At 62.5% G+C, this 25,348-nt stretch carries 18 protein-coding genes and 1 pseudogene; 10 read left to right on the forward strand and 9 right to left on the reverse strand.

Annotated elements, in window-relative coordinates; all coding sequences use genetic code 11:
* The first annotated feature begins 245 nt into the window (after positions 1-245).
* Together D0B32_RS24740 and ggt are read left to right on the forward strand one after the other, a co-directional pair.
* A complete protein-coding gene (locus D0B32_RS24740; protein ID WP_117336936.1) occupies positions 246-1,028 on the forward strand; it encodes a DUF4410 domain-containing protein in 783 nt (260 codons plus the stop codon).
* Positions 1,029-1,251: 223 nt separating this feature from the next.
* On the forward strand, positions 1,252-2,838 hold the full coding sequence (gene ggt, locus D0B32_RS24745; RefSeq protein WP_117336937.1) for a gamma-glutamyltransferase: 1,587 nt from the start codon (positions 1,252-1,254) through the stop codon (positions 2,836-2,838).
* A gap of 24 nt (positions 2,839-2,862) precedes the next feature.
* Here ggt and D0B32_RS24750 read toward each other — a convergent pair whose 3' ends face one another.
* From D0B32_RS24750 to D0B32_RS24760, 3 genes are read right to left on the reverse strand one after another with little or no spacing between them, the layout of a single operon-like run.
* Positions 2,863-3,453, reverse strand: coding sequence for a flavin reductase family protein (locus tag D0B32_RS24750; RefSeq protein ID WP_117336938.1), 591 nt, complete (start codon positions 3,451-3,453; stop codon positions 2,863-2,865).
* A gap of 10 nt (positions 3,454-3,463) precedes the next feature.
* A complete protein-coding gene (locus D0B32_RS24755) occupies positions 3,464-4,201 on the reverse strand; it encodes a GntR family transcriptional regulator (protein WP_117337175.1) in 738 nt (245 codons plus the stop codon).
* 2 nt (positions 4,202-4,203) lie between these two features.
* Positions 4,204-5,190 (reverse strand): polysaccharide deacetylase family protein, encoded by a 987-nt coding sequence (locus D0B32_RS24760; RefSeq protein ID WP_117336939.1) that lies wholly within the window; start codon positions 5,188-5,190, stop codon positions 4,204-4,206.
* Between the two features lie 365 nt (positions 5,191-5,555).
* On the opposite strand from D0B32_RS24760, the gene D0B32_RS24765 reads away from it, so the two are divergent.
* The 4 genes from D0B32_RS24765 to D0B32_RS24780 all read left to right on the forward strand — a co-directional run bounded on the left by D0B32_RS24765 (position 5,556) and on the right by D0B32_RS24780 (position 9,968).
* Positions 5,556-6,614, forward strand: a complete 1,059-nt coding sequence (locus D0B32_RS24765) for an ABC transporter ATP-binding protein (RefSeq protein WP_117337176.1) — start codon at positions 5,556-5,558, stop codon at positions 6,612-6,614.
* Positions 6,615-6,728: 114 nt separating this feature from the next.
* Positions 6,729-8,039 carry a PotD/PotF family extracellular solute-binding protein gene (locus tag D0B32_RS24770; protein WP_117336940.1) on the forward strand — a complete coding sequence of 437 codons (1,311 nt, stop codon included), beginning with the start codon at positions 6,729-6,731 and terminating at the stop codon, positions 8,037-8,039.
* 107 nt (positions 8,040-8,146) lie between these two features.
* On the forward strand, positions 8,147-9,061 hold the full coding sequence (locus D0B32_RS24775; protein ID WP_117336941.1) for an ABC transporter permease: 915 nt from the start codon (positions 8,147-8,149) through the stop codon (positions 9,059-9,061).
* Between the two features lies 1 nt (position 9,062).
* The gene (locus D0B32_RS24780; RefSeq protein ID WP_117336942.1) at positions 9,063-9,968 is read left to right on the forward strand and encodes an ABC transporter permease; all 906 of its coding nucleotides are present in this window, start codon (positions 9,063-9,065) and stop codon (positions 9,966-9,968) included.
* 27 nt (positions 9,969-9,995) lie between these two features.
* On the opposite strand, the gene D0B32_RS24785 is transcribed toward D0B32_RS24780, so the two are convergent.
* Positions 9,996-11,318 carry an MFS transporter gene (locus D0B32_RS24785; protein WP_117336943.1) on the reverse strand — a complete coding sequence of 441 codons (1,323 nt, stop codon included), beginning with the start codon at positions 11,316-11,318 and terminating at the stop codon, positions 9,996-9,998.
* Between the two features lie 153 nt (positions 11,319-11,471).
* Entirely contained in the window at positions 11,472-12,623 is a 1,152-nt protein-coding gene (locus D0B32_RS24790; protein WP_117336944.1) for a peptidyl-alpha-hydroxyglycine alpha-amidating lyase family protein, read from the reverse strand.
* Positions 12,624-12,932: 309 nt separating this feature from the next.
* Between D0B32_RS24790 and D0B32_RS24795 the strand changes: the two genes are divergently transcribed.
* Positions 12,933-14,612: a glycoside hydrolase family 13 protein gene (locus tag D0B32_RS24795; RefSeq protein ID WP_117336945.1), complete on the forward strand. Its 1,680-nt coding sequence runs from the start codon at positions 12,933-12,935 to the stop codon at positions 14,610-14,612.
* Positions 14,613-14,649: 37 nt separating this feature from the next.
* On the opposite strand, the gene D0B32_RS24800 is transcribed toward D0B32_RS24795, so the two are convergent.
* The gene (locus tag D0B32_RS24800; RefSeq protein WP_117336946.1) at positions 14,650-17,196 is read right to left on the reverse strand and encodes a penicillin-binding protein 1A; all 2,547 of its coding nucleotides are present in this window, start codon (positions 17,194-17,196) and stop codon (positions 14,650-14,652) included.
* A gap of 370 nt (positions 17,197-17,566) precedes the next feature.
* Between D0B32_RS24800 and D0B32_RS33000 the strand changes: the two are divergent.
* From D0B32_RS33000 to D0B32_RS24815, 3 genes and pseudogenes are all read left to right on the forward strand, one after another.
* Positions 17,567-17,780, forward strand: a pseudogene (locus D0B32_RS33000) (helix-turn-helix domain-containing protein); the annotation flags it as partial.
* Positions 17,781-18,303: 523 nt separating this feature from the next.
* Positions 18,304-19,638: a type II toxin-antitoxin system HipA family toxin gene (locus tag D0B32_RS24810; protein ID WP_117336948.1), complete on the forward strand. Its 1,335-nt coding sequence runs from the start codon at positions 18,304-18,306 to the stop codon at positions 19,636-19,638.
* A 308-nt stretch (positions 19,639-19,946) separates the two neighbouring features.
* Positions 19,947-22,214 carry a TonB-dependent siderophore receptor gene (locus D0B32_RS24815; RefSeq protein ID WP_117336949.1) on the forward strand — a complete coding sequence of 756 codons (2,268 nt, stop codon included), beginning with the start codon at positions 19,947-19,949 and terminating at the stop codon, positions 22,212-22,214.
* 31 nt (positions 22,215-22,245) lie between these two features.
* On the opposite strand, the gene D0B32_RS24820 is transcribed toward D0B32_RS24815, so the two are convergent.
* From D0B32_RS24820 to D0B32_RS24835, 3 genes are all read right to left on the reverse strand, one after another.
* Positions 22,246-22,917: an O-methyltransferase gene (locus D0B32_RS24820; protein WP_117336950.1), complete on the reverse strand. Its 672-nt coding sequence runs from the start codon at positions 22,915-22,917 to the stop codon at positions 22,246-22,248.
* A gap of 537 nt (positions 22,918-23,454) precedes the next feature.
* Entirely contained in the window at positions 23,455-24,237 is a 783-nt protein-coding gene (locus D0B32_RS24830; protein WP_117336952.1) for an SDR family NAD(P)-dependent oxidoreductase, read from the reverse strand.
* A 17-nt stretch (positions 24,238-24,254) separates the two neighbouring features.
* Entirely contained in the window at positions 24,255-25,346 is a 1,092-nt protein-coding gene (locus tag D0B32_RS24835) for a glycerol dehydrogenase (RefSeq protein ID WP_117336953.1), read from the reverse strand.
* Between the last annotated feature and the right edge of the window lie 2 nt (positions 25,347-25,348).

Here is a 25,348-nt window from a genome sequence, read left to right on the forward strand (position 1 = left end):
TCTGCCGCTGTTCGACACGCGTCACGAGCGTGACATGAATCGACATAATTCCTGAATGGAGTCGCGCGGGCCATTCCCCCATACTCGCTTCTGCTGACGGTGTGCCTGAAAGCGCACACGCGATCAGCAAGGGTATCGAGTATGAACGCGAGCGCGGAAGAAACGTCATCCTGCAGGTTCGCAATCATCGGACGATATAAGTTCAGGCGAATGGCGGCACACGTGTCGCACACAGGATCAGCACCATGTTCACTTCAATTCAGACGGTAGCGAAAAAAAGCACGCGCGCTGTATGCGCAGCAGGGTTGGTGGTTTGCGCGTTGCTTGCGGGTTGCGCAGGCGGCACGGTCACGAATGCAACGACGTATCCGGCGACGCACTTGAGCGCATCCGAAGCAAAACCCGAAACGATTTACGTATACGCGTTCGACTGCGACCCGAGCCAGGTGAAGCTCGACAACACCGGTGTCGTGCAGAAGATCGAGTCGCAGTTCAAGCCGGCCACGCCGGAACAAAAGCAGGTAGAGCAGGCCACCCAGGTTCGCGAACAGGTGGCCAACGAAATCGTGCGCCAGTTGCAGTCCATGGGTCTGCCTGCCGTTCGCGCGGATGTCCCCGCGCCTGCCAATCAAAACGTCCTGATCGTGCAAGGCAGATTCGACACCATCGATTCAGGCAACCGCCGCCGCCGCATGTTGATTGGTCTGGGTGCGGGCAAGAGCGAATTGAGCAGCACGGTACAGCTTTTCTACAAACCGGCGGGCGATGCACCGCGCCTCGTGCAAAGCTTTGCGGCGAGCGCGGACAGCGGCAAGATGCCTGGCATGGTGGAAACAGCGGGGGTCGGCGCAGCAGCAGGACATCTCGCCGCCTCGGGCGCCGCAGGCGCAGGTTTGCACGGCGCCTCCGAGACCAAAAAAGGCGGGGCCACTGGCGACGCAAAAAATCTGGCTGAGTCCATTGCCAAACAGGTCGCGCAGATCGGCAAGTCGCAGGGATGGGTCGCCGTTGAACATACCCAGGGCTAGGCAACAGCAAGCTTCCGTTTTCGAAGCCGCTATGGAGACCACTTTGGAGACCGCTCAGGAGGCCACTTAGGAGACCGCTTCGTCATGTCGACGAAGCGGTTTTTTTCATCACGCTCTCGACTAGATTGACTGCGCACACACGGCATTTTTGGTGTCTTTGCGGGTTGCAGCGAGCCCTCTATACTCGGCACCACACTTCTGCACGTCGCGCCCTGGAGCCGCAATGCAAACGCCGAATATCGCCCGTTCAAGCAAGGGCATGGTGACCAGTCCGCACGCTTTGGCGAGCGAAGCGGGACTGGAAGTTCTGCGGACCGGCGGCAACGCCATTGAAGCCGCCATTGCGATGGGCGCGACCCTGTGCGTCACGTATCCGCATTTCACCGGACTGGGCGGCGACGCATTCTGGGTCATCGCGGATCGCCACGGCATGCTGCGCACGATCTCGGGCATCGGCCAGGCCACGCAACAAGCTCCCGCATTCTCCGCCGCCATTCCGTCGCGCGGTGCGGCAGCCACGTTGACCACCGCCGCTACCGTCGATACCTGGCATCAGGCCTATGCGATAAGCCGCGACGTGTGGCGCGGACAAGCCTCGTGGTCCTCACTATTTTCGCGCGCAATCGAATACGCCGCCGAGGGTTTTCCTGTTACGCCGTCACAGCATTTCTGGCAAACCCTGCGCGCCGACGAATTGCAGACGCTGCCCGGTTTCGCGCGCACCTTCGCTCCAGATGGACGCATTCCCGCCATAGGCGAGCGTTTCCTGCAGCCTGAACTGGCACGCAGCCTCGAACGTATCGCCCAGTTCGGCGCACGCGAGTTCTACGAAGGAGAGCTTGCGGAGCGCGTCATCCGAGGTTTGCAGGAAGCCGGTTCGCCCTTGAGCGTCGCGGACCTCGGCGCGACTCGCGCGCGCGACGAGCCGCCACTGCGCGTTGCGTATCGCGGTGGTGAACTGGTGAGCATGCGGCCGCCCACGCAAGGCGTGACGACGCTGCAGATCATGGGCGTGCTCGAACGCTTCGATCTGGCTGCGATTGCCGAAGGCAGCGCCGACTACTATCACCTGCTGGTCGAAGCCGTGAAATGCGCCTTCACGGATCGCGATCGGCTAGTCTGCGATCCGGATTTCCACGCGGTGCCGGTCGACAGCATGCTCTCTGCGGCCACGCTCGATGCACATGCGCGCACCATCAGCATGACGCAGGCGCGCGCATGGCCACACGTCTTTCGTCCCGGCGACACGGTTTACATCGGCGCCACGGATCGTGACGGCCACAGCGTGAGCGTGCTGCAAACGATTTATTTCGACTGGGGTAGCGGTGTCGTGGCAGGCGACACGGGCATCCTCTGGCACAACCGTGGCGCATCGTTCAGCACGGACGCCCGGCATCACAACGCATTGCAGCCCGGCAAGCGCCCGTTTCACACGCTCAATCCCGGCATGTATCTGAAGGACGGTCAGCCCCATTTGCTGTTCGGCACGCAAGGTGCCGACGGTCAACCGCAAACGCTCGCCGCCATTCTCACGCGCCTGATCGACTACCAGATGGATCCGCTTGCCGCGCTGGCGCGACCGCGCTTTCTGCTGGGCAAAACCTTCTCGGATTCGCGTGACGCCTTGAAGCTGGAGGAAGATGCGGGGGCTGCCGTGTTTGCCGAATTGTCGGCGCGCGGCCACGATATCAGCGCGATACCGGCGCAAAGCCCCCTGGCGGGTCATCCTGGTGCGATACGTATTGCCACGGACGGCTCGGCGTGTGGCGCACATGATCCGCGCAGTGACGGGTTAGCGCTGGGTGTTTAGTTAATCTAACGAACTGCGGCGTACTCATCCCAACGTAAACCGGTCGCGCGTCGTCACGTAGTCGCTCGCGCCAAAACGGCCCACCGGGAAATAGTGCTGCAACCGTACGCGCCACGTCTCCAGATCGATCAGTTCATCACGCGCATGCAGGCGATGCACACGTCCGATAAAAATATGCCGGCTGGTCGTTTCCAGCGTTTCCCACAAGGTGCATTCAAACGCCACGGGCGCTTCGACAATGCGCGGCGGGGCAACATGTGAACTCGGCACCGACGTCAGCCCCACTTCGGCAAGTTCGCTGACGTCGGGCGGCCAGCGTTCCCCGCAGCGATGCATTTTCTCTGCAATCGCCTCGTCGGCCAGATGCACGACAAATTCGCCGCTTCGCCCGATGTTCACCGCGGTATCTTTCAGGCCGCCATCCGGCAAACGGTTGATGCTCACCATCACGATGGGCGGTTCCTCTCCCATCATGTTGAACATCGAAAACGGCGCAGCGTTGATCGTGCCATCTGCACCGAGCGTCGTCACCAGCGCAATGGGGCGCGGCACGATGAGGCTCGCCATCAGTTTGTAGCGCTGATACTCGGTGATCGCCTCAAAGTCGATTTCCATGCGTGGCCGCCTATGCTGAAGTGATGCCGAGCAATTGACCGAGGCTTTTCTCTCCAGGCATGCGCGACGTTTCGATGCGTTCTTCGAGTTCGCGCAGATGGGCCGCCATGCGCGCCACGGCGCCGGCCGCATCGCGCGCCTCGATGCAATCCACGATGGCGGTGTGCTCATCATGCTCGCACGGTGCGTTACCGGGCGCCTCATACACGCCAACAATCAATGAGCAGCGCGAAATGAGTTCCGTGAGATAGGTCTGCAGGATCGAATTGCCGGCGAGCGCCCCGATCCGCAAATGGAAACAGCTCGTGAGGCGAGCCCATGACGGCTGATCGAAACGGTGCATGGCCTCGTGCTCGTGCGCCAACTGTTGCCGCAGCGCGGCGATGTCCTCGGCACTCGCGCGTTGCACTGCCAGTTGCACCAGCGCACTTTCCAGCGAGCGGCGCGCTTCGAAAATCTCGCGCGTTTCAGCGGGCGTCGGTGCGGCAATGACCGCACCTTTGTTAGGCCGCAGCACCACGATGCCGTGATACGCGAGCTTTTCGAGCACGCGCCGCACGACCGCGCGGCCCACGCCGAACAACTGGCATAGCTCGGGTTCGGGCAGCTTGGTGCCCGGTGTCAGCCGGTGATCCAGCACGCCGTCGAAGATCGACTGATAGATGCGCGCGTCGATATCCACATCGGCGTCCGCACCGTTCGATGCGACGACTTTCGACGTGTGAGCAGAACCCGTGCAAGCCTGCATGGTCACTTCGCTGTCTGCAGCGCGCCTGGTTTGCATGCCCCTTCTTCCATGACGTCCATGTAGTCTGCGATCGCCCCTGGCGTCGTCATCCATATTTCACCCTTGTCACGTGCCGCCGCAATATGCTGTAGCGCCCGGCGCAAATGTCGCAAACGATACGGCTGCCCCACCAGATACGGATGCAACGCAATGCCCATCACCAATGCCTGCGCGCCCTGGCCATGCGCGGCGGCACGACGGGTCTGCTCCAGCATTTCATCGAACTGGTCAATGATCATGTCGGCAAACGCACACGCGTCCATCTGGCGTCCCACCAGCATCGGCAGATCGTTCAGTTCCTGCGGATAAGGAATCGCCCATAACGGTGCGCCTCGCGTGGACATGCGCTGCGGGCGGTCGTCGTGGCACCAGTTCAGCGTGTACCGGTAGCCCGTCTCCGCCAGCAGATCGGGCGTCAGATGCGACTCTGAGATCCACGGCGAGAGCCAGCCAGCCGGCGCCGCCCCGCTCTCTCTGGCTATCCGTTGACGGCAATGCAGCAGCAGTTCACGTTCGGCGTGCTCATCCAGATCGCTTTGCCGGTGCGCATTGCTATGCCCGTGGCCAATCAGTTCGTCACCGCGCGCGACGCAGGCGGCGATCAATTCCGGGCAATGATCGTATAAGGCGGTATTGATCAGCGTGCCCGCCGGCATGTTCAGTTGGTCGAACAGTTCGATGCAGCGCCACGCACCCACCCGGTTGCCGTACTCGCGCCAACTGTAATTGAGCACATCCGGTTGCGGCGACAGGGGTCCAAGCGCTGCGCCCAGGCCCTCGCCGAACGAAAAGTGCTCGATGTTGAAGCCCAGATACACCGCGAGTCCCGCGCCCCCCGGCCAGCGAAACGCTTCGGCATCCGTAATGGGCCGGTAAGGAAAACGCCCGTGCGTCGCAAGCGGCACGCGGGCGCGATCCAGCGCGATGGGAATGGTCCCTGTGTCGTTCATATCAGGCAGTCGTCGCTACTAAACAATAGTTATCACCCAATTTTCGTCTGGCGGTCCGCATGAACCGCTTTGGCGTCGTCATGCCCCGTGACGGATCGAAGACGCACCGCGATTGCGCAGGACATTGCCAAACACGCGCCAAACAATCGCCAACGATTCGAGCTTCGGATCGTTTGCAATATGTGAGCCAACTCGTAGACGTTAGCGCGCAGCATTGGTCAGCGATTGTTTTGCTCATGTGTTCGCACGATGGCACACGTCTTGCATTTGACGGGCTTCGCGGCAGCGTCATCTCTGCATTGCCGCTCATTGCGTCATCGGCTCAACTGCACGTTATTGACTTCGCTTACGAGGACACCTTCTCAATGACTCAGCCCGCTTCCACCGTGCTCCACACCGAAGCCGCCGATATCGAGCTGGTGCACGTCTCGAAGCAATACGGCGATTCACTGGCCGTGAATGCGATCGACCTGCGTATTCCCGGCGGCCAGTATTGCTGCCTGCTGGGACCCTCCGGTTGCGGCAAGACCTCGACCTTGCGCATGATCGCGGGCCACGAATCAGTTACCGAGGGTGACGTGCTGATCGCGGGCCGCAACGTCACGCGCGAAGAACCCGCTGCGCGCGGCACCGCAATGGTGTTTCAGAGCTATGCGCTCTTTCCGCATCTAAGCGCGCTCGACAACGTCGCCTTCAGTTTGAAGATGCGCGGCGTCGCCAAAGAAGCGCGTCGCAAACGCGCTGGCGAACTGCTCGAACTGGTCGCCATGTCCGCTTACGCCGAGCGCAAGCCCGCACAGTTATCGGGTGGCCAGCAGCAACGCGTGGCATTGGCACGCGCGCTGCTCAACCAGCCGCGCTGCCTGCTGCTCGACGAACCGCTCTCCGCGCTCGACCCCTTCCTGCGCGTGCAGATGCGCGCCGAACTCAAGCGTTGGCAAAAAGAACTCGGCATCACCTTCGTTCACGTGACCCACTCGCAGGAAGAGGCAATGGCGCTGGCCGATCTCGTCGTCGTGATGAGTCACGGCCACATCGAACAGAGCGGCACGCCCCATGAAGTGTTCAACCGGCCGCGCACTGAATTCGTCGCGCGCTTTCTGGGTGGCCATAACGTATTCAGCACCAACGGACGGCTCTTCACGGTGCGCGCCGATCATCTGCGGGTAGTGCCGCATGGTGTCACGCCGGTGCAGGCCGCCGCGGGAGAAGGCGGCGTGGCGCGCATCGGTGGTGTGCCGTGTACGGTGCGGGAAGCTGAATATCAGGGCACCCACCTGCGCATGACGCTGGTGCCGCTCGACGGCTCTCCCGAACTCATCTCACTGGTCAGCGACAGCGATTACGACGCGGCCCGTCTCGGTCCCGATGCCCGCGTCGTGGTCTGGTGGAACGAACAGGACGCGCATCCGCTCGCAGCCTGAAACACGGAGTCGTCGCATTTCAACGAATCGAATCATCACGGGCCATGCCGACCGGCGCGCTGCATTCCTTGTCGTGCGCAGCGATAAAGCAGAATTTCACCTGAGGAGATTGCAATGAGTGAGCAGAACGAGAGCCCGGCAGCAGCAGTCACGCCAGCAGCCGAACCCGCATTGACGGACAAAGGCCAGAAGCGTCGCACCCTCATCAAGGGCGCGGTGGCCGCAGCGGGTATCGCCGGTTTCCCGTACGTGCATGCGCAGGAAAAAATCGTCCTGCGTTATCTGGGCACCGCGACCAACCAGAGCGCGGACATCGCGAAGAAGTTCAAGGAAGATACCGGCATCGAGATTCAGTACATTCCGGTCACCACGGACGATGTCACCAAGCGCATCATCACGCAGCCCAATTCGTTCGATATCGTCGACACCGAATACTTCTCACTGAAGAAACTGATTCCCGCCGGCACGCTCGCGGGCATGGACGCGAAGAAGATCAAGCTGGCCGACAAGATCACGCCGGTGCTGACCAAGGGTGAGATCAACGGCAAGAAGATCGGCGATCAAGGCACTGCGCCGAAGAAAGTGATGTTTCTGACCGGCCCGCGCTCCACTGAGTTCTCCGCCACGCCCACCGAGTGGATGACGCTGATTCCGACCACCTATAACGCCGACACGCTCGGCATCCGGCCGGACCTGATCAAGCGGCCCATCACCAGTTGGGCCGAACTGCTGAACCCGGAATTCAAGGGCAAGGCAGCGTTGCTGAACATTCCCGCCATCGGCATCATGGATGCGGCGATGGCAATCGAATCGCAGGGTCATGTGAAGTATGTCGACAAAGGCAACATGACCAAGGCCGAAATCGACCAGACCATCAAGGTGCTGATCGAAGCCAAACGGGCTGGACAGTTCCGCGCTTTCTGGAAAGACTTCAACGAGAGCGTCAACCTGATGGCCTCGGGCGAAGTGGTGATCCAGTCGATGTGGTCACCCGCCGTCACCAAAGTTCGCACGATGGGCATTGCCTGCAAGTTTCAGCCGCTCAAGGAAGGCTATCGTGCGTGGGCCTCGGGCTTCGCTTTCCCGCGTTCGTTGCAGGGCAAGAAGCTCGATGCCGGCTATGAATTCGTCAACTGGTTCCAGGACGGCTGGGCCGGTGCGTATCTGATGCGTCAGGGCTATTACTCAGGTGTGCTCGACACCGCCCGCTCGCACATGGAACCGTACGAGTGGGACTACTGGATCGAAGGCAAGCCGGCGGCGCAGGACATCAAGGCACCGGATGGCCAGTTGCTCGAAAAGGCCGGCACGGTGCGCGACGGTGGCTCGTACACCGAACGCATGAGCGCGATTGCATGCTGGAATGCCGTGATGGACGAGAACATCTACATGGTGCAGAAGTGGAACGAGTTCATCGCGGCCTGACCGTCCTCGCGCCCGAATCGTTCACGGTTCGCCGTACCTAGCCTATTGTCTCGTGGGCCGGCGCATACGCGCCGGCCACTCTGGTTTCGCGACCACGGATATCCCGCATGGCATCCATCGACATTTCCGCCCCCGCCGACGCCAAACCCGTGCGTCATTGGCGCGCTTCCGCGTGGTTGCAGGCAACGCCGCTCACCTTGACGTTCGTGCTGTTTTTCATCGTGCCGCTCGTCATTACGTTGATTGTCAGCTTCTGGGACTACAACGAATATCAGATCATCCCCGCGTTTACGCTGAAAAACTACGCAGCGATTTTCGACGGCTGCTCGTCGACGGCGGATATGTGCGTCACCTTCAAGACGTATCTCTCGACGCTCAAGTTCTGCGCGATCGTCTGGGCCATCACGCTGATACTGGGCTTTGCGATTGCGTATTTCCTCGCGTTTCATGTGCGCACCACCGCCATGCAGACCATCCTGTTTCTGGTCTGCACGATTCCGTTCTGGACCTCGAACGTGATCCGCATGATCTCGTGGATTCCGCTGCTTGGCCGCAACGGCCTCGTCAATCAGGCGCTGCTCGCCACGCACATCATCGACCAGCCGCTCGAATGGCTGCTGTATTCGGATTTCTCCGTGGTGCTCGCCTTCGTGCACCTGTTCACTTTCTTTATGATCGTGCCGATCTTCAACGCGATGATGCGCATCGACCGCTCGCTGCTCGAAGCGGCGCGTGACGCAGGCGCAAGCGGCTGGCAGGTCATTCGCGACGTGGTGCTGCCGCTCTCCAAAACCGGCATCGTGATCGGCTCCATCTTCGTCATCACGATCGTGATGGGCGACTTCCTGACAGTGGGCGTGATGGGCGGTCAGCAGATCGCCTCGGTGGGCAAGATCATTCAGGTGCAAACCGGCTATCTGCAGTTTCCTGCCGCTGCGGCCAACGCCATCATTTTGCTCGCGGTCGTGTTGATGATCGTCTGGGGTTTGACGCGGGTCGTCGATATCCGCAAGGAGCTTTGACATGTCGACCATTCATCTCAAACACCGCGAACGGCGTCCCGCCAGTTTCTACTGGCTCGCGCTGCTGTTTGGCCTGTTCGTGCTGTTCCTGTACGGACCGGTCATCACCATTTTCATTCTGTCTTTTCAGGGTCCCGAGGGCGGTCTCACCTTCCCGATGCGCGGCGTGTCCCTGCACTGGTTCGCAGCGCTACGCGACGGCGTGGGCGACGTCGACATCTGGGCCGCGTTCATGCGCTCGGTACGTCTCGCACTCGCCGTCACGGTATTGACGGTGCTGTTTTCCGTGGCTGCCGGGCTTGCTTTCCGCAAGCGCTTTCGCGGCGATACGACGGTGTTTTATATGTCGGTGGCGAGTCTCATCATGCCGTCCATCATCGTGTCCCTCGGCATCGGCCTCACGTTCCGTCTGCTGGACAGCGCCGTGAAATACCTCGCCACGGCGTCGGGTCATCAATCATTCGCGGACACGTATACGAGTTCGATGGGACTCTTCACGTCGGCGCTCGGCGCGCATCTCACGTGGACCTTGCCGTTCGGCTTGCTGGTGATGTTCGCGGTGTTCAACCGTTTCAATCCCGCCTTCGAAGAGGCCGGCCGCGATCTCGGTGCCACGCCGTGGCAAAACTTTCGCCATATCGTCCTGCCGATCATCGGTCCTTCGGTGATCGGCGTGGGCATGTTCGGCTTCACGCTCTCATGGGACGAAATCGCCCGCACCTCGCAGGCGATCGGCGATCAGAACACCTTGCCGCTGGAATTGCAGGGTTTGACGACGTCCATCACCACGCCGGTGATTTACGCGCTCGGCACGATGACCACCGTGCTGTCGCTGACGGTGATGATCGTCGGCCTGCTGGCGGTGCGCTGGCTCACGCGTCGACGCAACGCAGCGGCCTTGCGCTAACCGGCATCGCCTCAGTCATGCGCAGCTTTAGCCAAGCCGCGCCTGCAATTCCGCCGCCCCGCCGCGTCGATACAGCACCACCGTCGCCACGAGGCCGCATAGCGCCGCGAACATCATCCAGTACGCGGGGGCGGCTTTATCGCCGGTCATTTCGATCAGGAAGGTCGACACCGCGGGCGTGAAGCCGCCGAAGATCGCGGTGGCGAGGCTGTAGGCGAGCGAAAAGCCCGCCACGCGCACTTCCACCGGCATCACCTCCGTGAGGGCCGCGACCATCGCACCGTTATAGACGCCGAAGAAGAAGGAGAAATACAGCAGCACGGTGAGCATGCGCAGGAAGCTCGGCGCATGCGCGAGCCATTCGAGCGCGGGATACGAGGTCACGATGGCCAGCGCCGAAATGAACAGCAATAGCGGCCGCCTGCCGATACGATCCGAAACCGCTCCGCCAATAGGCAGCCAGATGAAGTTGGAGATGCCCACGAGAAACGTCACCACGAGGCTGTCCGCCGTGCTCAGATGCAGCACCGAGCGACCGAAGGTGGGCGTGTACACTGTGATCAGATAGAACGTGGTGGTGGTCATCGCCACCATCATCATGCCGGCCACCACCGTCTTCCAGTTCACCAGCATCGAGCGGAACACCTCGGAGGTAGCCGGATGATGACGGCGCGCCTGAAATTCCGCGGTTTCCTGCAGCGAGCGCCGCAAGATGTAGAGGAACGGTACGATCACGCAGCCAATCAGAAACGGCACACGCCAGCCCCAACTGCCGGTTTGCTCGGGTGTGAGTAGAAGATTCAGGATGTAGCCGAGCGCGGCCGCCACGATGATCGCCACCTGCTGGCTGGCCGATTGCCACGCAGTGTAGAAACCCTTCCTGCCGGGCGTGGCCATTTCCGCCAGATACACCGAGACGCCGCCCAGTTCGGCCCCCGCCGAAAAGCCCTGCAACAATCGGCCTATCAGCACCAGCAGTGGCGCGAGCATACCAAGCGTTGCGTAACCCGGCACGCAGGCAATCAGGATCGTGCCGCTTGCCATGATGCCGAGCGTGACGATCAAGCCGGTGCGGCGCCCCACCTTGTCGATATACGCGCCGAGAATGATCGCGCCCAGCGGCCGCATCAGAAAGCCCGCGCCGAACACGGCGAAGGTCTGCATCAGCGAAGCGAACTCGCTGGCGGCGGGAAAGAAGGTGCGTGCGATGAAGGTGGCGTAAAAACCAAACAGGAAGAAGTCGTACTGCTCGAGAAAGTTGCCGCTCGTCACACGCAGCACCGCACCAAAACGGGAGAGCGGCGGCGCCGCGCCAGCCTGCGCCGCGTTGGGAGTGTCGGGAGCTTGCATGTCGTCTCCTGAATCGTTTAATTATGCCGCTGGTCCCTTGCGCTGGTCCCTTGCGCTGGTCCCTTGCGCTGGTCGCTCGCGCCGGTCGCATGTATCGGCATCGCTTCTGCAACCTCTACATATTAATCCTCGACTGGCGCGCTGTAAGGCCGCTCACGCGTGCAACACCAGCTTCTGCACACGCCAGTTCAGCAACTCGGCAACGAACAGCGTGTTCTCCGATGGACAGGCCATCTGATGAATCCAGCCGAACTGCTTGAGCTGTTTGCCGGATTCGCCGAGCACGCCCAACACCTGGCCGTCGAGCGAGAGCTTGTAGATACGTCCGGGGAAAGCGTCGGAACTGTAGAGCACCTGATTGGGGCCCGGTGAAATACAGATCGCCCAGGGCGAGCCCGGCGCGAACGTGCCGGCAGCAATCGCAGCTTCGTCGGGCGCGTAGCCGATGGCGGGCCGCGCGTTAGGCGGTACAGGTACGTCGATGGTGAACTGGCGCTGGAAGTTGCCTTCCTGGTCGAACACCTGGATGCGCCGGTTGCTGCGGTCCGCCACATAGACGCTGCCGTTCGCATCCAGCGCGATGCTGTGCGGCGTGTGGAACTGGCCAGGACCCGTACCGCGATCGCCCCATGATTTCAGCCAGTTGCCGTCCTTGTCGACCTTGGCGACCCGCGAATTGATGTAGCCGTCGCTGATATAGGTGTTGCCGTCCTTGTCCCACGCCACGTCCGTGACCTGACGGAAGCGTCCCGGCTCGGCCGGCAGCGGCGGATTCGGATGCTTGAGCGGGCCGGTCTCTTCATCTGCGGCCTCCTGCTTGCGACCGAACACCATCGCCACGCGCCCTTCCGGGGTGAACTTGATCACCATGTCCGAGCCTTTATCGGTCACCCAGATATTGTCGTGGACGTCGACCTTGACGCTATGGGCGAACGACCATGCATACAGGTTGTGGCCAATCTCGCGAATGAAGCGCCCATTCGGCGCGAACTCGAGCAGTTGTGCGGCAGCGGCGCCATACGCGGGACCGGTGCTATTGCCGCGCGAGAGCACGAAAATGTGGCCCTTCGAATTCAGCGCAACGCCGGAGCATTCGCCGAAGTACATGTTCTCGGAAAGACGCACCGGGTCAGGTACGGACACGTAAGGAATCTCAGGCACCGTGCTCTCGGCATAGCCAAAGCGCGGCGCCAGCGCGAGTGCCGCCGCGCCACCGCCTGCTAGCGCGAGAAAGCGCCGCCGGGTGAGCGCACGGTGCTGGGGATCGCCGCAGCATGGACAGGATTCCGAATCATATTCGATCATTCGTTTGTCTCCTCCTGGTGACGCCTGGTGGTGCCTGGTGGTGCCTCTTGATGGATCACGGTGTGTCATGATCGTCGTCATGCGTTCGCGCACGGCATCGCACGGCATGAATTCCGCCGGAGTAACCACACCGTACAGTCTGCAAGTGCAGTACCCACTATAGTGCAAGTCGAGGCGAGTGCGTAGTGAAGCCGCCCGTTACACATGACAGTTGCCTGAATCTTTTGAAAGCAAATGACATGAAAACGTGGGGAACCGACCTGCCGGACGGTGACTCGATACACGAGGCAGACCAGATAAGGACACTTCATGAATATGCGCACCAAAGAAATTCCGGCCCGCAACCTTACAAGCGAGCAGGCATGGTGGCACAGCGCCGTGATTTACCAGATCTACCCTCGTTCGTTCGCTGACGCAGACGGTGACGGCATCGGCGATTTGCCGGGCATCACAGCACGGCTGCCGTATCTTGCGCGGCTCGGTGTCGACGCCTTGTGGCTGTCGCCGTTCTATCGTTCGCCGCAGGCGGACGCCGGTTATGACGTGGCAGACTATCGCGCCGTCGATCCCCTGTTCGGCACGCTGCACGATTTCGAGCAACTGCTGCGCGAAGCACACGCGCTCGGCATGAAGGTGATCGTCGATCTCGTGCCCAATCACACTTCGGATGAGCACGCGTGGTTTCAGGTGGCATTACAGTCGGCGCCTGGCAGCCCGGAACGCGCACGCTACATCTTTCGCAACGGCAAAGGCCAGCATGGCGAGTTGCCGCCCAACGACTGGCAGAGCGTATTTGGCGGCAATGCGTGGTCGCGCGCGCCCGGCGACACGCAGTGGTATCTGCACCTGTTCGACCGTCGCCAGCCGGATCTGAACTGGGACAACCCCGAGGTGCACGAAGAATTCGAGGACGTGCTGCACTTCTGGCTGGAGCGGGGCGTGGATGGTTTTCGCGTCGACGTCGCGCACGGTCTCATCAAGGCGCCGGGCCTACCGGATTGGTCCGGTCAGGCCGCCATGGTGGAAGGCACCCAGGACAGCAATATCAAGGCCGGCCCGATGTGGGATCAGGAAGGCGTGCACGACATTTACCGTGCCTGGCGGCGCGTGCTCGACGCCTATCCCGGCGAGCGGATGATGGTCGCGGAAGCGTGGATCGCGCCGCCTGAGCGGCTCGTACGCTATATCCGGCCCGACGAGATGCAGCAGGCTTTCAACTTCGACTATCTGCTCGCGCACTGGCACGCTGCTGAGTTTCGCAAGGTCATCGACGCGTCGCTCGCGGCCTCCGCCAGCGTCGGCGCACCGACGACGTGGGTGATGTCGAATCACGACTCCGTGCGTCATACCTCGCGCTTCGGTCTGAGCACGCCGGGCGCGCGGCCCAAGGGTATCGACGCCGCGAGCGAGCAGCCCAATGAAGCGCTGGGTTTGCGCCGTGCCCGCGCGGCGGCGATGCTTACACTGGCGCTGCCGGGCTCGGCGTATCTTTACCAAGGCGAAGAACTGGGCTTGCCCGAACATACGACGCTCGATGCGCATTACCGGCAAGATCCGGCCTTTTTCCGCACCCACGGCGAGGAGATCGGACGCGATGGTTGCCGCGTGCCGATGCCCTGGCAGGCAGACGCCCCCTCTTTCGGTTTTGGACCCAGCCAGAAAAGCTGGTTGCCGCAGCCGTCGAATTTCGTGCGCTACGCGGTGGATCGTCAGGACGGCGTGAGTGGCTCGACGCTCGAACTGTATCGCCAGTTACTGCAACTGCGCCGCGAATACGCGCTGGGGGTCGGGCAATTGCGCTGGGTCGAAGAATCGGCCACCGCGAACACCGAGGTCCTCGTGTTCGATAACGGCAGCCTGCGCGCGGTGATCAACTTCGGGCTGGAACCCGCCGCGTTGCCGGCGGGCACCGTGCTGATGTCGAGCGAGCCGCTCGATGCCGCCGGCCGTCTGTCCGGCAACAGCGCAGCGTGGCTGGCCATCGCGTAAGGGCTTAACGTTCGATGGGGCGCGCCCGGCGCGCCGCTCAGTCTCCGTTTGCCTTCGACGTCGACTCCGGTATGTCCGGGGTCGGCGTGGGCGTGGAGCCCAGTGCTTCAGGCGGGAACATGCTGTTGCCTGGCGCGGTTGCCGGAGGCACCAAGGTAGGCGCCAGACGCGAGGCGGCGGTGCTGGAGGCTGCACTTGCTCCCGGCGCCGGCAAGATGGGCGGCAACTCGCGCGGCGCAGAGGATGGCGGTGCCGAGGCTAGCGGCGCAGATGCGGGCCGCGCGGCTGGAACGGGCGCAGGCGCAGGTGTGGGTGCAGGTGCAGGCACCGGCTTAGGTGCACTGTGACGCGCTGGCGGCGCGGCATGCGTCGACGTGGAGGCCGGCTTCGCCTCATGCCCCTTCGAGTTGAACAGATACGCCACCCACGCATGCAGCTTGTCGCGGAACACGTCATAGGTACTCGGCTCGACACTGGTGTCGAAGCGGGCGTGTGCGTCGATCAGGCGCGCACGCAGCGCCCGCTGAAAGAAGTCGCCAACAATCGGCAACGCACTGTGCGCGCCCTCGCCCCAATAACTGCTGCCTAGCGTCACGCGGCCGTCGTCGAAACCCACCCATGCGCCCGCCACCAGTTGCGGCTGCATCAGAATGAACCAGCCATCGGCGTTGTCCTGGGTCGTGCCGGTTTTACCCGCCACGTCCGCACGAATGCCGAAGCGCGAACGGATGCTCGCGCCCGTACCGCGATTCACGACATCGCGCATGGTGTCGAGCAGGGTGCGATCCGCTGCCAGCGGCAAGGCGCGCTCCGGCTTCGCGGGTTGAAATTCGGCGAGCACGTTGCCGTTGCGGTCCTCGATGCTCGTCACCATGCGTGGTTCGAGGTAAAGGCCGTCATTCGCGATCGTGCTATACCCCGATACCATTTCCTTGATCGTGACGGGGCTCGTGCCGAGCGCGAGCGATGGCACTGCTTCGAGCTGGCTGTCACGCACACCCATCGCCCGCGCGAGCCGTACGACCTTGTCCGGGCCCACCTGCTGCATCAACTGCGCGGTGATGCGGTTGCGTGAATACGCGAGTGCATCACGCAGCGACATGGGTTGGCCGCTCGGCGCGACATCGTCGTCGGGGCGCCAGATCTCACCGCCTTTTAGCGGAATTTCCACCGGCTGGTCGATGAAGGTATCGGCCGGCGTCGCGCCATTGGCAAACGCCGCGCCGTACACGAACGGCTTGAACGTCGAGCCCGGCTGACGGCGCGCCTGCTGCACGTGATCGTAGGGTTCGTCGGTGAAGTCGCGGCTGCCCACCCAGGCCTTGATCTGGCCGTTGCGCGGATCGATGGCGAGAAAGCCCGCCTGCACCTCGGCCTTGTCGCGACACACGTTACGCACGAAGCTCTTGTCCGCTTGCAGATGCGCCAGCGCGTCCGCGTCGTTCTGACCGGCATCGCGCGCGGCATGATAAGCCGGTGTTTCGCGCAGGAAACTCTTGAACAGATCGCTGTCCGGCGCACAACCGGTGCGGCTGCTCCACGCACCATTCGCAATGGACTGCAGCGCGTTGCCCTGCTGCACGACCGCCGCGGTGGCCATAGCCTGCAGACGCGAATCGATCGTCGTATGAACGATCAGCCCGTCTGAATAGATGTCGTAGTCGTTGCGGTCAGCCCAGCCAATCAGCCACTTGCGCAACTGCTGCGCGAAATGCGGCGCGGGACCCGGCGGTTCGATCTGACGTTCGAAGTCGACACGCAATGGCTTGCGTTGCAGCGCATCCTCGGTTTTCGGCGCGAGCCGCCCGTATTTGACCATCTGCGCGAGCACCGTGTTGCGCCGCTCCAGCGCGCGATCCGGGTTCAACACGGGGTTGTAATAACTATTGCCCTTCAGCATGCCGGTGAGCGTCGCGCTTTCCAGAATGTCCAGTTGCGCAGCGGATTTGCCGAAGTACGTGCGCGAGGCCATTTCCACGCCGTAGGCGTTATAGAGAAACGGCACGGTGTTCAGATAGGTTTCGAGAATCTGGTCCTTGCTGTAGGCCATCTCGATCTTCAGCGCGGTAATCGCCTCCTTCACCTTGCGATTGAGCGTGGGCGCGCGGCCGATCTCGTCGGGATAGAGGTTGCGCGCGAGTTGCTGGGTGATGGTCGAGCCGCCCTGCCGGTCGCCGCCAAACGTATGCAATGCCGCCGAGCCGGTGCGCCGCCAGTCGATACCGTGATGCTGGTAGAAACGGTGATCCTCGGTCGAAATCAGCGCGTCCACCATATGCGGCGAAATCTGCTGGAGCGTGACCCATTCGCGGTTCGACGGCTTGAATTCGGCGAGCAATTTGCCATCAGCCGAGAGAATCTGCGCCGGCTGGTCGAGACGCGCCTTGCGGATGTCGCTGATGCTCGGCGTAAACGGAATCAGCACGATGACATACAGCACGATCAGCGCCGGTGGCGTGGCGAGCGCGAGCAGTACGCCGCGCCGTGTGGGATGCCGTAGATGAAACAGCGCTGCCGCCGCAAGCGGCTTGAGCAGTGACGCGACGAACCGGATCAGCTCAATGACGAGATGAAAGACAGCCACCGACGCCCACGCAAGCCGGCTCGCCCATGTGCTGAAAAATTCCCGTACCGACGATACAAAATGGCGACTCACGCTGCTCCAGCCCGTCTTTTAAAAGCGTGAATGGTACCAAACCGCGTGTACGCACCAGCCGTTCGCCTGCCGCGCGACGGGCCGCCCGCAAGGCGACGCTGCCGCAGCCGCCGCTTTTACAGTCTTTAGGCTGTATTTTCAATTTACAGCTTATCGCTTGTATTTGCAAAATACAGTGTATAGACTGTAATTCGAATTTACAGGCTTTGGCCTGTATCCTGCGCCGTTATCCTGTTCCCTTATCCTGTTCCCTTATCCTGCGCCCTTATCCCGGCCCCCTCACGTGGCGGAGTTTTTCATGGACTATCCGGTCAGAACGCTCGGCCAGTTGCGCCCCATCCTGAAGGGATTCCGCAAGAGCGCCGGTCTCACGCAGGCAGCAATGGCCAGCCGCCTCGGCGTGACGCAGCAAACCTACGCGCAGCTCGAGGCCAACCCGGCTGCGGTCAGCGTGGAGCGGCTGTTCCGGGTGCTGCGCGCACTCAATGTCGATCTGACGCTCGCCTACACGGCTGCCTCACCATCGGCTAGTGGAATCAAACCTGCGCAAGGGCGCAGCGTGGCCGCAACGGCGCAGCCTGCCAAAGCGGCCGGATCATCAAGTGGCAAAAAGCCTGCAAAAGTCGCGCAGGCGGCAGGCGCGGCGAAGTCAGTGAAATCAGCGAAACCCACCGCCAGATCATCAGGTGGGAAGCCCGTAAGAAGCGTTCAGGCTGCGAAAACGGCAAAGTCCGCGAAGGCGCCGCAGTACGCCCACGCAGTGCCGCCGGTGAAGACGGCCAGGACAGCGGGAGGCATCAAGGCCGCGAAAGCGGTGAAGGCAAACAAGGTAACGAAGTCGACGAAAGCGGTGGCGGGCAAGGCAACCAGCGCAGCGAAAACCGCGAAGGCCGGCCGCATCACGACCGCCACGAACACCACCACGAAAACCTCAAACGCCCGCAGCACCAGAAGCGCCCCGCAGACCGGCAAACAGCCCAGCGCCGGAACGCCAAAGCGCACCGGCGTCAGCGCGAAAACGGAGAACTGGTAAGCATGCCGCGTCGCACGCAAACGAATCGCCTCGACCTGTGGATGAACGGCTTGCCGGTCGGCTATTGGGAAAACGCGCGCGGTGGCGAAACGCTGGTGTATCACGACGCATGGCTCGCCGATCCACAAGGCCGTCCACTCTCGCTTTCGCTGCCCTTCACGCCGGGCAACCAGCCCTGGCGCGGCCAACTCGTTGCCGACTATTTCGACAATCTGCTGCCCGACAGCGAGCCCATCCGCCGCCGCATCGCCAGCCGTTACCAGACCGGCGGCACCGCGCCGTTTCAGTTGCTCGCGCGGCTCGGGCGCGACTGCGTGGGTGCCCTGCAGATGCTGCCACCTGGAGAGACGCCTGCGGACCTCATGCGAATCCGGGGCCGCCCACTTGGGGAGGCGGAGCTCGCGCGTCTGCTGCGCGAAACCACCACCTCGACGCGCCTCGCGCAGCATGAGCCCGTGGACGACCTGCGTCTGTCCATCGCGGGTGCGCAGGAAAAAACCGCGCTGCTGTATCACGACGACCAGTGGCTCGTGCCTGAAGGCAGCACGCCAACCACGCACATTTTCAAACTTCCGCTCGGGCGGGTCGGCAACATGCAGGCTGACATGCGCACGTCCGTGGAAAACGAGTGGCTCTGCTCGAAAATCGTCGCGGCCTACGGCCTGCCGATTGCCCACTGTGACATCGGGCAATTCGAGGACCAGAAGGTCTTGATCGTCGAGCGCTTCGACCGCAGGCCATCGAGCGACGCAAGCTGGATTCTGCGTTTGCCGCAAGAAGACCTGTGCCAGGCGAGCGGCACCCCTGCGCTGCAAAAGTATCAGGCGGACGGCGGTCCGGGCATCGAAGACATCGTGGATGTGCTCGCCGGCTCCGAACGCGCCGTCGTCGACCGCCGCAACTTCTTCGTCACGCAAATGCTGTTCTGGCTACTCGCCGCTACCGACGGCCACGCCAAGAATTTCAGCATTGCCCATCAGTCAGGCAACCGTTATACGTCTACGCCGCTTTATGACGTGCTCTCGGCGCATCCCATCATTGGTCGGGGTCCTAATCATATCGCCGCCCAGAAAGTCAAACTGGCGATGGCGGTGCAGAGCAAGGAGCGCCACTATCTGCTCAACCAGATCCAGCGCCGGCACTGGATCGCGCAGGGTCAGCGCATCGGCTTCGCCGCGACCGACGTCGAAGCCATGATCGACGAACTGACCGCGCAGACCCGCGATGTCATCGACGCAGTCGCCACCCTCCTGCCCCGCGACTTTCCTGTGGATATCGCCGAGGCGATTTTCAACGGCATGTTGAAGCTGAACCGGAAGCTGGCTGCGGCGAATTAGCTTCAGCGCCACCCGCAGCGGGCCGCCACCCACTATTTGAGAAACATCGTCGATCCGGCACGCTACGTGCTGCCTACGCACGAAGAATAATTTGTAAACGCAAACCATTCTCATTTACGGTATGATGCACGCCCAGGCAATCGGGCGTTTTCCCTGGTGGTTGCGGCACGCGCTCCGGCGCCTGCGGCGGTCACACGCAACATCGTTGCGAGCATCACTTCATGGGGTTGAACAGTGAGGACGCGCCCGAAGACGCCTGCACGGCGCTTCACGCGTTTTCCGCACCTCTTGACCGACCTAAAACGACGATGACCAGTTGTTCACGTAGTACGCGCCGCTGCGGCCCGCGCGTCTCCCTGCTTGCCGCTGCTGTGCGGCGCACCGTTCCCCTGATTGCCCTGCCGCTCGCGAGCTTTGCCGTGACCGCGCATGCTGAAGACGCTGCCTCGTCCGCCGCAGCCAGCAGCGGCTCGAACGCCAGTGCATCCGGCAGCGCGAGCGCCGCGTCCACCCAGGAAGGCGCGCTGCCCACCATCTCCGTCAATGCCGCTCCCACTGCGCTGCCCGGCGATCTCTCGCCGGCCCATGCCGGCGGTCAGGTGGCGACCGGAGCGCAAGTGGGTGTGCTCGGCAAGCAGAAGATCATCGATCTGCCGTTCTCGGTGACGAGCTACACGTCGAAGCTGATCGAAGACCAGCAGGCCCACACGCTCGCGGACGTGATCGCCAATGACCCCGCCGTGCGCAGCGCATATGGCTTCGGCAACTTCTCCGAGAACTACATCATCCGTGGCTTCGAGGTCTACGCGAATGACGTGGCCCTCAACGGTCTTTACGGCATCACGCCGCGTCAGCTGGTCGACACCGGCGCGCTCGAACGGGTCGACATCTTCAAGGGCGCCAATGCTTTCGAAAACGGCGCGGCGCCCGGCGGCAGCGGCATTGGCGGCAACCTGAATCTGGAAACCAAGACCGCCGACGACAAGCCGCTCACGCGCGTGACCGTCGAAGGCAGCGCATCGGGCCAGCTCGGCACGCATATCGACGTGGGCCGCCGTTTCGGCGACGACGACCAGTTCGGCATTCGCGTGAACCAGACGGTGGAAGGCGGCAGCACCAGCATCCAGGACGAAGACCGCAGCACGCAGCAAACCGCACTGTCGCTCGACTATCGCGGCAGCAAGCTGCGTCTGTACGGCGACTTCATCTATCAGAAGCAGCACGTCACGGATGGCCGCCCGGTGGTGTACGACACCAGCAGCATCATTCCGCCGCTGCCCTCCGCGTCGTACAACTACGGCCAGTCGTGGAGCTACTCCGATCTGGAGGACACCATCGGCATGGTGCGCGCCGAATACGACTTCGCGCCCAACTGGACCGTGTATGCGTCCGGCGGCGTGCGTCACACGGACGAGCACGGCGACTACGCGTCGCCCACGTATGGCGCCGATGCCGCGACCACCTCGTACCGCATGGGCGTGCCGTACAAGGAAGACGCGCAGTCCGGCGAAGTGGGCGTGCGCGGCCAGTTGTGGACGGGGCCGGTCAGCCATGCAATCAATCTTGCCGTGCTGGTCAACAAGATCACGGCCGACGCGGCCTACGACCTCGGCGCCTCGTTCCCGACCAGCCTCTACAACACCGTGCAGGTGCCGCGCCCTGCGGCTTACTTCACGAGCGGCGACTTCGCGGACCCGGGCATGGTCAGCAGCACGCTGATGCGCAGTGAGGCGATCTCCGACACGCTGGGCTTCTTCGACAACCGCTTCCTGTTCACCGTGGGCGTGCGTCATCAGAACATTCTGGAGAACGGCTACGCGTATGGAACAGGTGTACAGGACAGCAGCTACAACGAATCGGCCACCACGCCGGTGTTCGGCGCCGTCTACAAGATCCTGCCCAACCTCTCCGTCTACGCGAATCGCAGCGAGAGTCTGACGCAAGGCGGCACGGCTCCGAGCACGGCGCTCAACGCAGGCGCGGTGCTCGCACCGTACCGCGCCAACCAGGTGGAAGCGGGGATCAAGTACGACGCCACGAATTACGGCGCGGCGCTGGCCGTCTACCAGATCAAACAGCCGGTGGCCTACACGGACGCGACCACCATGATCTATGCGACGGACGGCACGCAGCGGCATCGCGGCGTCGAACTGTCGGCGTACGGTGAGCCCATCAAGGGCCTGCGCGTACTCGGCGGGGTTTCGTATATCGACGCGCAACTCGAGAACACGGCAGGCGGCACCGACAACGGCAACCGGCCCATCGGCGTACCCGCGTGGACCTTCAACGCCAACCTCGAATACGACGTGCCGCAGTTGCCCGGCGCTACGCTGATGGCGCGTGCCATCTACACCGGCAAGCAATATCTGGACGAGGCCAACACCTTGCCGCTGGCGTCATGGACCCGTTTCGACCTCGGGGCGCGCTATCACACGCAGGTGTTCCGACACGACACCACGTTCCGCGTGATGGTGACCAATGTGGCCAATCGTGCTTACTGGTCGTCGGCGTTGGGTGGGTATTTGACGGAAGGCGCGCCGCGCACCGCGTGGTTCTCGGTGAGCACGGACTTCTGATGCGGGGCGGGACGGCGTGAGCGTCCCGCTGTCACTCGGTTGAAAGGCGTGTCAGCGAAAAGCCGTCCCATCCCTTCGAGCCCACGGTCTGCATGGCCGTGGTGGAGAGGCGCGTGTCGGAGGCCAGCATACGGAAAAACTTTCGCAGGCCCACGATATCGTCTTCGTGATTGTCCGGATCGATCACTCTTCCGCCCCGCGCCACGTTGTCTGCAACGATGATGCCGCCCGGGCGCAGCAGTTGCAGAGAGAGCAGCAGATAGTCGGGGTAACTCTTCTTGTCGGCGTCGATGAACACCATGTCGAACGGCTCCGCCCGCTCGTCGATCAGACCTTTGAGCAGCTCCGTGGCCGTCCCCACCAGCACGGACGCAACCGACCCCATACCCGCACGCGCGAGGTTGGCCCGCGCCACCTCCGCATTCTGCGGATCGATTTCCAGTGAAATCAGCGTGCCGCTCGAAGGCAATGCGCGTGCCATCCAGATCGCGCTGTAGCCACCCAGCGTGCCGATTTCCAGAATGCGGCGCGCACCGTGGATCCTCGCCAGCAGTTGCAGGAACTTGCCCTGGTTCGGGGACACGTTGATGGACCGCAAACCAGCCTCCGCACTCGATTCCAGTGCGGAATCCAGCGCAAGATCGGGAGACAGCAGTTGTTCGCAGAAGAAGTGATCCAACGCGTCCCAGCTTTCCTGATCCATCTTGTTGACCTCGTTCAGTTCGAAACAGCGGCAATGGCGTGCTCGTACGCGAGATGCTAACGCGAGCGAGACCGATCGAGGTTCGACACGGCCAGTTGCGCCGCAGTTCAATGGCAACTGATCATGCAGATGGCCCCGCCTACCGCGCCGGCCGCGCCGAGTCCCAGCCCGAGCCCGAGGGTCTCGAACGAGGAAGCGCAGCCCTGCAAGCTGCATGCGAGGATCAAGATGGCGATCAGCAAAACTTGCCGCATCGCCCGGAATGAATTTGCACCGCATCGACTGGGACACATCCTGTTGGCTTCCTTCCGCGTGAATCGCTACGCAGGTAGCGAATTGATGTGCAGCGAGTGTAGACAGCGCTCGCGGCGGCGGAAGGCAGGAATATGTGCTGCAAGATCATAGTGCTTACCAGACCTTGCGGGAGGAAACCGCGCGCAAGGCGCGGCTTGTATCAGCGTGTACTAGTGGGTTTCAGCAAGACGCATGCAACAGGGCCTTATGCAACGCGTCTGCAGAAGCCTCACGCGTTGCGTTTCAAACGCCCGTTGCATAGCCGCCGTCGACCGGCAGCGTGACACCGGTAATGAACGCCGAGGCCGGCGATGCCAGAAACAGGCTCGCTCCGACAAGATCGTCCACTTCGCCCCAACGCTTGAGCGCGCTGCGCGCAGCGATCTTGTCGGCGCTTGCGGGGACTTCCCACAAGGCCCGCGTCATATCCGTGCGGTGATAGCCCGGCGCGATCGCATTCACGCGCACGCCGGCCACGCCGAATGCGTGGGCGAGCGAGCGCGTCAAGCCGAGAATGCCGGTCTTGCTGGCACAGTACGCCGGGACTTCGACATCGGCGATATAGCTCAGCATCGACGCCACGTTGATAATCGTGCCCCGCGACCGTTCGAGCAATGCGCGCGTCGCCATGGACAAACGCATCGCTGCAGTCAGGTTCACGTCGATGACTTCGCGAAACACGTCATCGCGGTATTCATCGGCGGGACGTGCGACGCCTGCGGCATTCACCAGCACGTCGAGGCCATCTAGCTCACTGGCGAAGCGGTTGATCTGCTCCAGATCGCGCACATCCAGTTGTTCGAAACGAATCCCTTCGAGCGTGCGGTCCGCGCGCAAGGCGGCGAGCTTGGCCGCGGAACTGCCGGTCGCAATCACCTGCGCACCCAGCGCGGCGAAACCTTCGGCAATGGCCAGTCCAATGCCGCTGGTTGCGCCGGATACCAGCACCTTCTTGCCCGCGAACAATTCCGCGCGGAACGCGCCCACTTCCTGCTTTACCTGTTGTCCTGCCAGTTGTCCTGCCATCGCGTATCACTCCTGCATCAAGAAAGACTGTCGAATTTCGCTGCGTAGCGGTCCATCGCGCGCAACGCCGCGACGACCATTTCCTCGCTCACCGGATACGGCTCGTTATGGATGATTTCGCCCGCACGGCAGGCGCGTTTGGCGACGACCGCGAGCGCCGCGCTGTCTTCCGGATCGACGTTGACCTGCTTGAGACGCGTGGGTAATCCCACCGCGCGACAGAAGCGGAACACGCGCTGACGCTCGTCATCGTCCACCGTCGAAAGAAACAGCGAAGCCAGCACGCCGATCGCCACCTTCTCGCCGTGCAGCAACGAATGTGACGAAGGAAGGTCCGCGAGCCCATGATGAATAGCGTGCGCGGCTGCCACGCCGCCTGATTCGAAACCGATCCCCGACAACAGCACCGTAGCTTCGAGCGTCGCATCGAAATCCGGCGTGACGATCTGCGCGCGGCAATCGTCAACGGCCTGCACCGCGTGCGCAAACAGTGTGTCGCGGCACAGACGCGCAGCCTCGAACGCCAGCGCCGTGCCACGGCCGCCGCACAGATTGCGCGCATAGGCACGACGGCAGGCGTCCGCCTCGTAGAACGTGGCGAGCGCATCGCCGATGCCCGCGATGAAGAAACGCGCCGGTGCCCGCACGATGAGCCGCGTATCCAGCAACACGAGATCGGGATTGCGCCGCACGAAGCGATCACGCACCACGCGACCCTCTTCGTCATAGATCACGGCGAGCGCGGAGCACGGTGCATCCGACGCGGCAATGGTCGGCACGCAGACGAACGGCAGGCGCAGATCGTCGGCGGCAGCGCGGCCCGTGTCGATCACCTTGCCGCCGCCAAACGACACCACGATATCCGCGCCGCACTCGCGTATCCACGCTGCCGTGGCCGCAACCGAGCGCTCCGTGCAGGCGGCATCCACTGCATGCACTTCCAGGCTCACCTGACTGGCGTTCGCCAATGCGGGTTCGAGCAGGGCCGCGACGTTGCGATCCACGAGGCACGCGGCGCGCGTGCCGAGTCGGCTCAACTCCGCGTCGAGAGAATCGAGCGCACCCGCGCCCTGGACATAACGCGACGGAAAAATACTTGTTCTAAGCATGA

Origin of the sequence: Paraburkholderia sp. DHOC27, from assembly GCF_003429005.1 — a bacterium.
GTDB lineage: Bacteria > Pseudomonadota > Gammaproteobacteria > Burkholderiales > Burkholderiaceae > Paraburkholderia.